Consider the following 13,282-nt stretch of genomic DNA (forward strand, 5'->3'; position numbering starts at 1 on the left):
TTATTCGCCTCCTAGGCCAAGCATTATGCCTTTAACTGCGGCAACTGACTGGGATAACACTTGGATTTGGCTCAGATCTTGATCGCTTTCAACGATATATTGCTCAGGGGTTGAACCGAGAATATCGATCGTAATCGAGGTGAGCGTGTCGGCGGTTTTAGTGAAGACTTGGCTGTCTTGCTCCCAACTGAATACGCTATTTTTAGGCAATAAATACACCGCCTTTTGATACTTGGGTATCACAGTGATCTGTTGTCCTAACAGTAAGTTACACTCCTGCGGCACGGGTGATGACCAAGCGGTCACGAAGGCACCTTCGGCGATGGCCGACATGGACTCAATGGCGATATGGCACTGATTGATGTTCACCGCCGAGAGCGAATGTGACTGGCTCATAGGCACGCTGACTTTGACGCGAATACTGTCGCTAGGCACCAGTGAAAATAGCTGTGAACCCGCCATATAAGGTCCATTTACTTGGTTGAGTTTAACGATTCCCGCCACTGGTGTGCCCACCACTAGCGAGTCTGTGGTGGCATCTGTGCTTTTGACTATCTCCATAAAATGCTGCATGTGCTCGTATTCGAGGTGAGTGCTGAAGTAGTCTTGGCTGATCTCGCGCCATTTTTCGGCGCTGATACTGCCATTGTTTAATAAGGGTTTATTACGCTCATAACGGCTTTTTGCCAGTTGATATAAGCTGCCAGCGGCTTCGACTTGGGCAAGGTAGTGGAACACTTCTGGCCCTGTCAGTTTGACTATCGCCTGGCCCTTAGTAACGAGCTGGCCTTGGCCGACGAGGAAGCTGATCTGCTGGATATTCTCCGGCGTGCTGATCCAGTAATCATTACCGGGGAGGATTTCAACCTGCGCGGGCAATGGGCTGCCCTCATAGCTGGCGACTTTCTGTGGTTGCACATAACTCAGGTCTAAATTACCGAGGGAACTAATTGTTAGGGATTCAGCCTGCGCTAACGTGGCTACACTGGCGGATAAACAGAAAAGGCATGCGCCGTACTTGGCCATCATAATGAAATTCCTAAGGCTTGCAGTTGTTGGGAGTGCAGTTGTTGCTGGGCAACTTGGTTCAGTGCCAAGCGGGATTCGGTATCGAGTGCATCCATATAGCGGCGCAGCCAGACTTCGTAGCTAACTTGATTTTGGTCTTTGACCTTGGCCAGCTCTTCAGTAATGGTGCGGCTAAGGTGTAAGGCTTGGGTTAGCAATGTCTGTTGGTCGTGTAAGTTTTGTTGCTGTTGCTCTAGCTTTTTAAGCTGAGTTTTTAGCTCGATATAAGTACGGTCGAGGTTGAGCGTGTGCTCTGTATTGGCTTGTTGCCATTGGGATAATTCGGTTTGCGATAGGGCAGAACCTAAAGTCAGTGGCACAGAAACGGCGATGCCAAGCTGTTGATCATCGACTTGGTTATCGGCGGTATTTTTGGCCGTGAGTGAGATTGTCCAAGGGTCTTTATCCCCCGCTTGCTGGCTCTGGATGATCAGTAGCTGTTGCTGCTTCTGTAGGCTCAATAATTGCCATAATGGATGCTGCGCGAGAATGTCATTGGGTTGGCTGCTGGCTGAAAGCGGCCGTGCCGTTTCGGCTATGTCCTGCGGTATTTGCTCTTGTCCCGTCAGCTGTTGATAGAGGGCAAGCGCCTCGGCCTGTTGCTGATTAAGATCGACCCGCTCCAGTGCAATATCCACCAGTTCGCGTTCTAACAAGAGTATGTGGGCAATCGGTAATTCGCCCGCATCTGTGAGTTGCTTCTGCTGACTATGGAGTTTGTCGAGCAATTGGCTCTTACGATCTAATTGGGCCAGTTTCACTGCAGCAAGACGATGTTCCCACAGGCTTTGTCGCAATAATCCCGATAAATACAGACCTTGCAGCGCGACTTGTTGCGCCTGAATGCTTTGGGTGAGTTGTTTAATCTGCTTGTCGCTGCTGTGCAAAGCAGGGGATTTTATTGGCAAATTGAGTGAGAGTTCCTGCTCGTAGCTGTTACCATTATCTAGGCTACCTAAGTGACTCAGGCTAATGCTCGGCAGGCCATTGAGCCAAGCTGAGCTACTTAAGCTTATTTGCGATTGCGGTAACTGGCCGCCCGATTTAGATAGAGAATGTAATCTAGCTTGGCTGGTGGAGAGTGCTTGAGATAGATCGGAATTCGCGGCGTGGCACAGGAAACTGCTGCTGACTAAGGTCGCCAACAGACATAACTTGATACAAGACGTACTGACAGACATAGGACGATTCTATGGTAATAAAGTGTGCTGTCAGTGTAGGGATTGGTGGGCGAAAGTCGTGGGGGACATGTATCATAAAACCGTCTATGGTACATATGTCCCATAAATTAATTGGTTGATTTTGCTTTTATTTAGGAGTTTTTCGATGAAGGATCTTGTCATTATTGGTCTGTTGGCCTTGATCATATGCTTTAAGCTTTTTGACATCTCATCCGACATTCAATTAGGCATTCCCCAATGGCATATTGCTCAGGAAGCCATGTTATTAGTGCTCACTGTGATTGGTGCCATGTACTTAAGTTATGACCTTATTCGTCGCTCCCGCGAAGTGAAAGCGTTGGCTAAACGGTTGGAGCATGCGGATAAGAAAATCGACAATATGTCGACGCAAATGCGCTCTGCCAGACAAGAATACAGCCAAGCGGTGTCGCAGCAATTCGAGACTTGGGGCTTTACTAAGAGTGAGCAGCAAGTGGCTTTTTTATTACTTAAGGGCCTAAGCTTTAAAGAAATTGCCGAAGTGCGCCAGACTAAAGAAAAAACCGTCAGACAACAGGCATCGACCATTTACGGTAAAGCGGCAGTCGATGGACGCCATACTTTTTGCGCTTGGTTTATGGAAGATTTTATTCAAGAACATAATCAAGATCTTGCTGCGAATGAAGCGGCATCAAGCCCTAAGGCAGCTTAATCAGCGCAGGATTTGCTTAGCTGTTATAGCTATTTGTTATTGAAAATCGATATTTGCTGAGTTTTTAGTTCTAAACAATAATGAGCATCCCCTAAGTTTGCAGGAAGATGCCATTGAAAAACTGGCTGATTATCGTGTTTTGCCTGATTGCCTTGGTCGCTTCGACGCAAACCACAGGACTCGTGCGTTCACTTATCGAATTCTCCGCCTTTGTTGGCGTCCTCTACTGGGCTTGGCGAATGAAGCCGACAGCAGAGTAGATTGGCTTTGAGTTAAATCTTAGCTATTGAAAATAAAGAATATACACTAAAGACGTGATACCAATTGCTGCCCACAGCATCACCCCAAGCAATAAAGGTTTGGGGCCACTCGCCCGCATTTTCTGCACTGTAATTCCTGCACCAATCAAAAACAAACACAGGACTAATGCCCGTTTCGACACCATAAATAAGGTGTCATAAACAGCGTGGAATTGTGGCAACCAATGGGCCACGGCAATGGCTAAACAATAAAAACCGATAAAATACGGCAGGTTAAGTTTGCGCTTATCGCCACCAAACAGCATAGCGCTGACCAGTGCGATGGGGATTATCCACAGGGCGCGGGCGAGTTTTATGGTGGTGGCGGTTTTTAAGGCTTCATCGCCGTAGGCCGAAGCCGCGCCGACAACCGATGAAGTATCGTGGATGGCGATGGCACTCCATACGCCAAAATCGTATTGGCTCATATTGAGCAAGTGGCCGAGTGCGGGGAATAAAAATAGCGCGACTGAGTTGAGCACAAACACGCAGGCTAACGCAGTGGCAGTTTGATCGTTACGCGCATTGATGGCTGGAGCCACAGCGGCAATGGCGCTGCCACCACAAATAGCAGTACCAGAGGCGATTAAGTGGCCCGTGACATGATCAAATTTCAGGGCGCGGGTGAGCACAAACCCTAAGCTGAGGGTGAAAAAAATTGAGCCAACTATCAAGCCGAAGTTGTGGGTGCTCGCCTCTATCGCCGCGTTTAAGTTAATCCCAAACCCTAAGCCAATGATCGAATAAGACAGGAGTTTTTTGGTGAGCGCGGCAATATTCCATTGCACTGGCACCCAGCCAAGACTGGCTAAGGTAAAACCGAGCACTAGCGCCATGGGCGACGAGATAAAAGGCGCGAGGCATAACAAGCCCGCACAGATGAAAACGATGCGATGAGTCTTATTATCTTGCTGTGATGTCGATGAAGAATTCATAACGCCTTAGGCTCGAGCGATTCGGTTATATCGTTCCAACCATAGATCTTCACATTAAGCGACGGATACAAAATGGCGATCAATGGGGATTGATCATGGAGACAGATGCAAGTGGATATTATAGCTGTGAGTATTAGCCTCAATAAAATCAATTAAACTTATCTAGTTAATCAGTTTTATTGACTCTTAGAAGGTTTGGCAAAGCAGGAGGGTAAATCGAAGAAGATGAACTGTTCTCAGTTCATCTTCTTAGCTGGATTATAAATGGCGAGGTTACAGAGCGTGAAACTATAAATTTACGATACTTTTCAAGTTGTAATCGCTGCCATCCTTTGCGGTAAACAACTTATCTTGGGTGTCGTTAGCGCTAGACATACCCGCATGTAATAGGCTGAGCCAATGGCGCGATGCGGCTGAACGTGACTCTTGTGTTCCGACGACCATGTTTAATGACGTTCCGATTTGGATATCTTCCAGATTGGCAACGTCTCTCGCCCCTATCATGCCATTGCGGTCGAAACTGAGTTCAACGTGGCAACCTAGGTCCTGCAACACTATGGCGCAAGGCGCATCTTTAGTGCCGTTAAAAGCCACAAACTGTTTTGGCTGACGTAAACCGCTGTGGCTGCCGTCGGCAAAAAAAGCCAACAGGTGTTGATAGTAAACCACATAGCTGCTCACATCTTGGTGTGAACCAGAGTTGAGTGGAAAGAGGCGGTCGAGGAATTGTTTCGCATTGGCGATCTTTTCGTGCTCGGCGACATTCACTTGGGCCACGGCTAGCACTTCTTCTGCGATGAGGCTGTTTAGATTCGGTTGGATCTGGTTGCTCTTGATAATTGACATATTCATCGCTCGTTCCTCTCACTCTTTCAATTTAAAAATTCAGGGTTTTGATTTAACTTTTGGCTTATCAAAGTTTGTTTTCAACTTGGCTTGTCCGCTTTAAGTGCTTGCCTGCTTTAGATGTTAGTGGTTAAGCATTTCTTGAATTGCTGACTCCGCTGGTTTGCTTGAGTCGTTTCTTGATTGCTTAATTTGTAGTCTAGTCTTTTTTTGACTACAATTTCACAATAAAAATTTTACACTGTGAATTTTACAAAATGCGCAATGACCAGAGCTTGATGAGAAAATCACACTTCCTAGGCACAAAAATACGTAACCTACGGAAACGTAATAACTTAACCATGGAAGATTTGTCGGCACGCTGCATTCGAGTCGACGCCGGAAGTGCGCCCTCTGTGTCATATTTGTCGATGATCGAGCGTGGAAAACGAGTGCCGAGTGCCGGAATGCTGGCAGTCATCGCCGCTGTGTTTCAAAAAGATGCCGACTGGTTCCTCGACGATGTGCCCGAAGAGAGCGCTATTACGCCAGATAAGGGCCGCCGTGGCGGCATAAGCGGTATGGCGCTCGAACCCAGCTTTTTGTTTTCCAATGATATTTTGCAAATCGCGATACCAGAAATGTTGTCGCAGACGGGGATCTCAGGTCGGCAGTTTGCCCATTTATTGATCCGCGCCCATCAAGAACACCATCAAAATCATTTCCCCGATCTTGAACGTGCCGCCGAAGAAGTCGGCCTCAAGCGTATGCCCTTATCTCTGGACGATATGATGGATATTGCTAAGGGCATGGGATTAAAAATCAAATGGATAGATAGCACGCCGCAGGAAGTGATCGACGATATGGGCGTGAGTTCACGCCAGTTAGTCACCTCATTTTTCGAGCCGCCGAGCACGATTTATGTGAATAAAATCCTCAAAAATCGTCCTAATAGACTCAAATATGACTTAGCCGTGCACATAGGTCATTGTGTGCTGCACAACAAAGACGGCCTCAAGAGTGTGATGACCTCAGGCCGTAAAGAGGAAGTCGACGAAGAAGCGGGTATGCAGTCCAATACTTTGAACGCGCAGGACATTTTGCATGCGTGGCGCGATTTTGAATCGAGCTTCTTCGCCGGTGCGCTGCTGTGCCCTAAAGTGCCTTATCGCCAATTACTCGACCGCCACGGTTATGAGATTGAAGTACACAAGCAACTGCAAGTATCAGCCTCAGTCGCTATGCGGCGCATGACAGTCGTCTCTCCTTATCCTCATTGGCATTATTTCGACGCTTACGCACCGGGCAAGCTCAAGGCGGTTTATCGCGGTAACGGGATCCCATTGCCTTGGGGCAATATGCGACTAGTGGAAGATCCCTGCCAGCATTGGGCCGTCTTTAGGATGATCAGCGAGCCAACGGTTGGTACTTCGGCACAGATTTCGATTTTAAACGTCGGCAACGAACCACGCATTTACTGCTGCGAGTCGATTAAAGTCGAAGATTCGGCGGGTAACCCGCATGTCCTCTGCGCCGGTATTGATTTAAATCCGGCGATTGAAGCCCAAGGCAAAGATGCTCTGTCTATCGCCCACGATTTGAAAGATGCCTGTGTCGCCAGTGGCGGTTCAGTCACTATTCCAAAGCACATTAAAAGTGATCTGGTCAGCGTCGCAAAAATCCTCAATATCAACTGGATAGAGCGCGGGATCAAAAACGACGCCCGCCTGATTTGCTCCCGCGGCGCCGTGTGTCCACGTCAACCAAGTTGCTATCAAGCCGGTAAGTCACAGTGTGATGGAGTAGCGTAAAGGATGTCGCGGGAAGTTTTATAAAGGATTTAGTGAGTGGTTGCTATTAAGCACTCTTATTTCACTGTTGCCATAAAAAAGCCCCGAAGTATTTTGCTTCAGGGCTTTCGATTTTTGTGTTCACGCATTGGGTCGTTAAGGCGGTAACTATTACGCCCGCACTTGGCCTGTGCCTGAGACTAAATACTTCTCAGCGGTCAAGGATTCGAGTCCCATTGGGCCGTAGGCATGTAGCTTAGAGGTCGCTATGCCGATTTCGGCGCCAAGACCGAGTTCGCTGCCGTCGGAGAAGCGCGAAGAGGCATTGACCATTACCACTGAAGCATCGACTGCGCGTTGGAAGCGTGCGGCAGTGACTTCGTTTTCGGTGCAAATCACTTCGGTGTGCTGGCTACCAAAGCGGGCAATATGTTGGATTGCATGGTCGAAGTGATCGACTTGGCGAATGGCAATTTCGAGATCTAAATACTCTTGGCCGAAATCGTCTTCTTCCATATAAGTGCAGTTTGCGAAGTAGCCACCGGATTGGGTACAAGCATTGATTTTAACCTTATGCTCGGCCAGCGCTTTGGCCACTTTAGGTAGAAATTGCGAAGCAATTTCTTGGTGCACTAATAGGGCTTCGAGGGCATTACATACGCCTGTGCGCTGGGTTTTACCGTTAAGCAGTAAGTCCAAAGCAATATCCAGATCGGCATCTTTATCGACGTATAAATGACACACGCCTTTAAAATGCTGGATCACTGGGATTTTACTGTTGTCAGACACAAAGTTAATCAAGCCTTCGCCACCACGGGGAATGATCACATCGATATAATCCCGCTGCTGCATCAGTTCTAACATGAGGGCGCGATCTGGGTCGGGCACTACAGTGATTAACGCCTCGGGCAAGCCGTATTGTTTCAATACGCTTTGCAAAATAGTGGCGATAATTTTACTGGTGTGCAGCGCCTCTTTACCACCGCGCAAAATCACGGCATTACCGGATTTAAAGCACAGGGCACCTGCATCGGCGGTAACATTCGGACGCGCTTCATAAATCATACAAACTACGCCTAATGGCACGCGCATCTTGCTGATGGATAAGCCGTTAGGTCGTTGACCAATATAACGTTCATTGCCAATGGGATCGGGCAAGGCAGCGATGGTTTCAATGCCTACTGCCATGGCTTCTACGCGTTCTGGTGTTAGCGTTAAGCGGTCGAGCATTGCGGGGGCAAGGTTATCGGCTGTTGCTCTGTGTAGGTCAATCAAGTTAGCGCTTTGGATTTCGTAGGACTTTTCACGTAATGAACGCGCCATGTCGAGGAGTACAGTATTTTTAAGCTGTTCGTCAACTTGGGCGAGAATAAGAGCCGCTTTGGCAGCTTCTTGAGATAAGTTTTTGATTAAAGTCATATTTACTCCGCTTAGATGTTTACTCGCTTAGTTTTATTCGGCTGATGCTTATTCGAGAATGGCGATGTTTTTCTCGGAAATGATCGGTCCAGTTTTTTGCTGAAATTCACTGGCAAACTCGCGATCGTCTTGGTCCGTAATAAAGCTAAGTAAACAACTGCTGTAATTGGATTTGGCCTTGGCCAATTTAGTACCATCACCTTTGCGTACTAAAATGGTGTCACCGGCAGAAAAGTCCCCATTGATGGCAACGACATCGTCGCTGGTCAATTGCTCGCTATGGATATCGAGGGAGATATTAAAGTCATTTTCAACAATGACTTCGCCCTGAGCCTGCGAGGTATGTGTCATCCAGTGCAAGTGATCTTGCATTGGCTTTTCATCGGGGGTAAATAAGGTTCCTGGGTTTTGGCCCTTCAACAATTGGTTGAATGAGTCAGCATCAAAACCATTGATAATAAAGGTTTCGATCCCGTGGGAAATCGCCTTCTTGGCGGCTTGTATCTTAGTCCGCATACCACCAGTGCCGACGGCACTGCTGGCGCCACCTGCCATGGCGTAGATTTCGGCGTTAATCTCGGTCACCTGCTTGATAAGCTGTGCATCGGGATTTTCATGGGGGTTTTGTGTGTAAAGCCCATTCACATCCGAACAGATAATCAGGGTATCGGCATCGGCCGCTGCGGCTACCATGGCCGAGAGATTATCGTTATCGCCAACTTTGAGCTTGTCGGCGGTCACGGCATCGTTCTCGTTGATGATAGGCAGTAGCCCATGTTCGAGTAGGCTGAAAATCGTATCTTTAATACTGATGTAACGATCTCGATTGCGTAAATCACCGTGGGTTAACAGTAGCTGTGCGGTCGGGAAATCAAATAACTTGTTCCATGTGGCCATCATATCGGCCTGACCTGCTGCTGCCATGGCTTTCTTCACTGTAACGCTAGGTTTATCAACCTCGCCAAAGTGATGCCATCCCGCGGCGACTGAGCCCGAAGAGACCAAGACAACTTGGATCCCTTGGGCACGACAATAAGTAATAAATTGGGCAATGCCGAGTAAGTAGTGGCTGCTGCAACCTTGTTTGTGGGGTGCAATCAGGGCACTACCTACCTTAACGACAATGCGTTTCCAGGGTAAGTCAGTCATACCTGCGCGCCTCATCTGTCTTCGGCTAAAACACGGCCAGCCTTATGGAATAATTTAGTGGTTTTGGCACAGGGATCAGTATCGAGTAACGAGACAACCCAAATCACCACACTGCTCACGGCAAAGCCGGGGATCATTTCATACACTACTGTGGTTAGGGCTTTTCCATCTGCCAATACCGGGGCATAAATCCAAAACAACACTGTAGCTGCGCCTGACACTATGCCGGCAATCGCGGCTTTGTGGGTTAGGTTCGCTTTATACAGGCTAAACAAAACTAACGGACCAAATGCGGCACCGAATCCTGCCCATGCATTACTCACCAGTGATAGCACACTGCTAGAGCGGTCGAGCGCCAGTAGACTCGCGACAATTGCCACGCCTGCTACGCCAAAGCGTCCCATTTTCACCATGTCTTTCTCGGTAGATTCTTTCTTAGAAATCACGCGATAGATATCTTCCGTGAGTGAGCTTGATGACACTAATAGCTGCGATGAAATGGTGCTCATGATCGCGGCCAGAATGGCGGCTAGTAAGAAGCCACTAATGATCGGATGGAACAACAACTCAGAAAACACGATAAAGATGGTTTCAGGATCGGTCAGCTTCATACCAAATTTATTGGCGTAAGCAATACCGACAAGACCTGTTGCCAGTGCACCCACAATGGTCACTGTCATCCAGCCCATACCTATGTGTCTGGCGGTTTTAATGTCAGCTACTGAACGAATCGCCATAAAACGCACAATAATATGCGGTTGGCCAAAGTAACCGAGTCCCCAAGATAAGCTTGAGATAAGCCCTAACATAGTGACGTTTTGCATCGCATCGGTGAAGTGTGGAATCGACTGATACGCAAAGTTCAACATAGTGTCAGCGCTGGTAAATTCTTGATATGCCACGACAGGAACTAAGACTAAGGCGACAAACATAATACAGCCTTGGACAAAGTCAGTGAGGCTCACTGCCAAGAATCCGCCTAACAGGGTATAAGAAACCACAACCGCTAGTGTGACGACTAAACCTATGTCGTAGTTCAGGCCAAATGCTGACTCAAACAATTTACCGCCAGCCACTAAACCTGCTGAGGTATACAAGGTAAAGAAGATCACAATGATCACGGCCGAAATAATACGGATACTGCCGTTGGCATTGCCGAAGCGTTTAGCAAAAAACTCCGGGATAGTGAGGGCGTTGTCCGCCACCTCGGTATAAACCCTAAGTTTTGGTGCGACGACCAAGTAATTGATTAGAGCACCAATCAATAGCCCAAGTGCGATGTAAATGGTTTCGAAACCAACCAAAAACATTGCACCGGGAAGACCCATTAGCATCCAGCCACTCATGTCAGATGCACCCGCTGAAAGTGCGGTGACCTGTGGACTTACCTTACGGCCGCCAAGAATATAGCCTGACACATCGCTGGTGGATTTTTTGTAAGCGAATAAGCCAATGGCGAGCATAACGATAAAGTAGATAGCTAAGGAAATGTAAGCGAGGTAATTCATTGGTTATTTTTCTCCTAACGCTTTGTTATTTTGAATAATACTCGGTTTCAAAATGACAAAGAGATAGGTGCTTAATATTGCAAGTAAACACATAAACTGCATTGATTCCTTAGCGTGTAATCGGGTAAAGCTTGCTACTTGCGAGATGAGATTTTCCTCTGGTGGGTTCTCCGTAGACATAATTTCTCCTTGGTTGATAATTGAATTTATATCACCAATATAGTTAGTGATCTAACTATATTAAGGCATTTTATCGGCCAAATATCAAGCTTCTATTGGATTTAAATGGTTTTGGTGGCAGTAAAAGAGTGGCTTTTGGGGCGGGAAATAGTTTGAGAACTGACTATTTTTTTGAGGTGTTTTTCTGCTCGGCGATACTGTGGGCAGTGCGTTCGAAGGTTAAAGTGATGCGTTCAAACATCCCAGTAATCATAGTAAATTGTTCGTGGGGTAACGGACATTGGGCCAGCGCTTGTAATAAGGCCTCGCTGCTGATGTTAAACTCTTCTGCGACTTGTCCGTGGGCGCAGGCGATAAATGCCTGACCTAAATTGTGTTGCCAGAGGTTGAGTGCATTTTCTAAGCCTAAGTTTAAGTGCGTATCTGAAATACCCTGCAACATGCGCCGCATCCGAATCGACACATGGCCTAGATTAAGTGCCGTAAACACCAGATCGGTAAATACCCTCGAACTCTTGCCCGAGCCTTTTTCGTAACTGGCGATCCGCAGCAGTCGATCGCCCATGCGGGCGTTAAACCAAGGATCTGGATCATCATGCTGCGCGATATGCACCAGATCTTTTTGGATGGATTGCAGCAGACGATATTGCATCAACCGCTGGCTAGGTTCGGTAATCAATTTAAACAACCAATACAGTACAGTAACGCCAACAAAAATCGCTAAGGCATTGCTGACGGTGTTTTCTATCGCAAATGAAATGGTGTTGCTGGGCTGCACTAACACAGCAAACGGCACGCAAATGCCGAGCCCATAGGGCAAGGTCGGTCGATTCGCCAAGGCGAGTAAGCCAATAAAAAACGGCCCAGCGAGCACTAAAACGAGGATTTCAAAATCGCCGCTACTCTGTGCTAGTAAAGGTAAAGCGTAAAATACCGTGAGCGGTACAGCGATAGTGATGCCGACAAGAATACGCCGCAAAATAGTGGTTAACATCGGCAGTGGCTGGCGTGCCATCATGATGGAGAAGACCACGGGCAGCAGGATCATCATGAGGACCGCGCTCGACCCTGTGCCAATCCACAGTGAAGCCCCAATGACAAACACCGCCATGCTGCGCAGGCCCGTGGTAACGCCTATTAATGGGTCTCGGTGAAACTCCATCGGCGGCGCGTTGAGCTGCACCGCAGAATGACTGGTCAGCACGTTGTAGCTCTTGAGCACCATGATCAGATCGGCGCTTAATTCCATCGCGACTTTGAGTAAGCGCGTCTCTAACGGCGCGCGGTCGCGGTATTGCATCAGGTTTTGCTGGAGTTGATACCTCAAGGTGCGCGCCATTTTGTAGCATTCTTGGTAATCACTCGATTGCGCCATCAAGGTAAAACTACTGCGCATATTGGCTAAGGATTTAGCGAGTGGTTCGCTAACAAGATGGGAATGATTACGTTGCAGCCGGCCAAATATTTGGATTGCCGCCAATAGCGAAAGGGTTTTATTGCAGAGAAAGTTTGCCGCATGGCTCTGCCCGCGTCCTTCGGGGCCTTCATAAATCACCGCACTGGAATCGTCACTCAGCGCCGATACTGACTCCATAATCGTGTCGATATGTTCATGGCGACTCGCATGTTCCCCCTGTAAATCGAGTTCTAATGCAAGATAGTTAAGCGTATGATTAATGGTGTTTTTAGCATGCAATTGTAGACTATGTTTTACCTTGGTCGGCCAAAGTAGCGAGCTGACCAAGACGGCGCAAATCGCCCCGACGACAATCTCGCTGATCCTCGACTGTGCCACATCGAATATTTTTGCGCTATCGGCCGTGCTCGGGCTTGCCATCACAATGAGCACTATCAAGCAGGCGGTCATGCCCGCCATAGCAAAGGCATAGACAAAGTTTTGCTGGCGTACCATGGCCGACAACCCAGAATTTAGCCCTATCCAGCAGGCGAGTAATCCTAAGGCGAGTTCGGGATAGGGCGTAAACCAGTTGAGTATGGCAATCCCCGCGATCGCGCCGACTAAGGTGCCGCCGATTTGGCATAAGCCCTTTTCGATCACGAGTCCACTTTCGGGGCGAATTTGCAGAAATACCGCCGACACCAGCGCCCAATATGGCCGTTCTAGATTTAAGAACATGGCCACATATAAGGCGAGCGCCATCGAAATCACGCCTTTAATCGCGAAGATGAGGGTTCGTCGGTCTGGAAAGAATAAACTCTTCAGTAACAGCGTCATA

At 47.9% G+C, this 13,282-nt stretch carries 12 protein-coding genes; 3 read left to right on the forward strand and 9 right to left on the reverse strand.

The annotated features are described in order from the left end of the window. Both Q4Q54_RS13805 and Q4Q54_RS13810 read right to left on the reverse strand, forming a co-directional pair. On the reverse strand, window positions 1-1,029 hold the full coding sequence (locus Q4Q54_RS13805) for a membrane fusion-like protein (protein ID WP_311988728.1): 1,029 nt from the start codon (window positions 1,027-1,029) through the stop codon (window positions 1-3). Continuing rightward, on the reverse strand, window positions 1,026-2,249 hold the full coding sequence (locus Q4Q54_RS13810; protein ID WP_311988729.1) for a metal transporter: 1,224 nt from the start codon (window positions 2,247-2,249) through the stop codon (window positions 1,026-1,028). Before Q4Q54_RS13810 ends, Q4Q54_RS13805 begins: the two co-directional genes overlap by 4 nt. A 145-nt stretch (window positions 2,250-2,394) precedes the next feature. Between Q4Q54_RS13810 and Q4Q54_RS13815 the strand changes: the two genes are divergently transcribed. Continuing rightward, window positions 2,395-2,940, forward strand: a complete 546-nt coding sequence (locus Q4Q54_RS13815) for a helix-turn-helix transcriptional regulator (protein WP_012090629.1) — start codon at window positions 2,395-2,397, stop codon at window positions 2,938-2,940. Between the two features lie 113 nt (window positions 2,941-3,053). Further along, the gene (locus tag Q4Q54_RS13820; protein WP_105253023.1) at window positions 3,054-3,200 is read left to right on the forward strand and encodes a hypothetical protein; all 147 of its coding nucleotides are present in this window, start codon (window positions 3,054-3,056) and stop codon (window positions 3,198-3,200) included. A 23-nt stretch (window positions 3,201-3,223) separates the two neighbouring features. Here Q4Q54_RS13820 and Q4Q54_RS13825 read toward each other — a convergent pair whose 3' ends face one another. After that, window positions 3,224-4,174: a YeiH family protein gene (locus Q4Q54_RS13825; RefSeq protein WP_106648891.1), complete on the reverse strand. Its 951-nt coding sequence runs from the start codon at window positions 4,172-4,174 to the stop codon at window positions 3,224-3,226. 288 nt (window positions 4,175-4,462) lie between these two features. Further along, the gene (locus Q4Q54_RS13830) at window positions 4,463-5,026 is read right to left on the reverse strand and encodes a malate synthase (protein ID WP_311988730.1); all 564 of its coding nucleotides are present in this window, start codon (window positions 5,024-5,026) and stop codon (window positions 4,463-4,465) included. Between the two features lie 251 nt (window positions 5,027-5,277). Here Q4Q54_RS13830 and Q4Q54_RS13835 point away from each other — a divergent pair, with 251 nt between their 5' ends. After that, window positions 5,278-6,810, forward strand: coding sequence for a DUF3612 domain-containing protein (locus Q4Q54_RS13835; RefSeq protein WP_012588922.1), 1,533 nt, complete (start codon window positions 5,278-5,280; stop codon window positions 6,808-6,810). Between the two features lie 150 nt (window positions 6,811-6,960). Here the strand turns inward: Q4Q54_RS13835 and Q4Q54_RS13840 are convergent, their stop codons facing one another. The 5 genes from Q4Q54_RS13840 to Q4Q54_RS13860 form a co-directional block, all read right to left on the reverse strand. Then, window positions 6,961-8,208: a glutamate-5-semialdehyde dehydrogenase gene (locus tag Q4Q54_RS13840; protein WP_311988731.1), complete on the reverse strand. Its 1,248-nt coding sequence runs from the start codon at window positions 8,206-8,208 to the stop codon at window positions 6,961-6,963. A gap of 48 nt (window positions 8,209-8,256) precedes the next feature. Next, complete coding sequence (gene proB, locus Q4Q54_RS13845; RefSeq protein WP_006079434.1) at window positions 8,257-9,357, reverse strand: glutamate 5-kinase; 1,101 nt, start codon at window positions 9,355-9,357, stop codon at window positions 8,257-8,259. Window positions 9,358-9,368: 11 nt separating this feature from the next. Further along, entirely contained in the window at window positions 9,369-10,865 is a 1,497-nt protein-coding gene (gene putP / locus Q4Q54_RS13850; protein WP_311988732.1) for a sodium/proline symporter PutP, read from the reverse strand. A gap of 3 nt (window positions 10,866-10,868) precedes the next feature. Beyond that, complete coding sequence (locus Q4Q54_RS13855; RefSeq protein ID WP_006079436.1) at window positions 10,869-11,045, reverse strand: hypothetical protein; 177 nt, start codon at window positions 11,043-11,045, stop codon at window positions 10,869-10,871. 163 nt (window positions 11,046-11,208) lie between these two features. Continuing rightward, on the reverse strand, window positions 11,209-13,281 hold the full coding sequence (locus Q4Q54_RS13860) for an FUSC family protein (RefSeq protein ID WP_311988733.1): 2,073 nt from the start codon (window positions 13,279-13,281) through the stop codon (window positions 11,209-11,211). Window position 13,282: the final 1 nt, after the last annotated feature.

The organism is Shewanella sp. SP2S2-4, assembly GCF_031932025.1.
GTDB lineage: Bacteria > Pseudomonadota > Gammaproteobacteria > Enterobacterales > Shewanellaceae > Shewanella > Shewanella baltica.

Bases quoted from the DNA above. Each gene is read 5' to 3' on its own strand.
- Q4Q54_RS13815 (WP_012090629.1), top strand. From the start codon at position 2,395: ATGAAGGATCTTGTCATTATTGGTCTGTTGGCCTTGATCATATGCTTT.
- proB (WP_006079434.1), bottom strand. From the start codon at position 9,357: ATGACTGACTTACCCTGGAAACGCATTGTCGTTAAGGTAGGTAGTGCC.
- Q4Q54_RS13830 (WP_311988730.1), bottom strand. From the start codon at position 5,026: ATGAATATGTCAATTATCAAGAGCAACCAGATCCAACCGAATCTAAAC.
- Q4Q54_RS13860 (WP_311988733.1), bottom strand. From the start codon at position 13,281: ATGACGCTGTTACTGAAGAGTTTATTCTTTCCAGACCGACGAACCCTC.
- Q4Q54_RS13835 (WP_012588922.1), top strand. From the start codon at position 5,278: ATGCGCAATGACCAGAGCTTGATGAGAAAATCACACTTCCTAGGCACA.
- Q4Q54_RS13825 (WP_106648891.1), bottom strand. From the start codon at position 4,174: ATGAATTCTTCATCGACATCACAGCAAGATAATAAGACTCATCGCATC.
- putP (WP_311988732.1), bottom strand. From the start codon at position 10,865: ATGAATTACCTCGCTTACATTTCCTTAGCTATCTACTTTATCGTTATG.
- Q4Q54_RS13855 (WP_006079436.1), bottom strand. From the start codon at position 11,045: ATGTCTACGGAGAACCCACCAGAGGAAAATCTCATCTCGCAAGTAGCA.
- Q4Q54_RS13805 (WP_311988728.1), bottom strand. From the start codon at position 1,029: ATGATGGCCAAGTACGGCGCATGCCTTTTCTGTTTATCCGCCAGTGTA.
- Q4Q54_RS13840 (WP_311988731.1), bottom strand. From the start codon at position 8,208: ATGACTTTAATCAAAAACTTATCTCAAGAAGCTGCCAAAGCGGCTCTT.
- Q4Q54_RS13810 (WP_311988729.1), bottom strand. From the start codon at position 2,249: ATGTCTGTCAGTACGTCTTGTATCAAGTTATGTCTGTTGGCGACCTTA.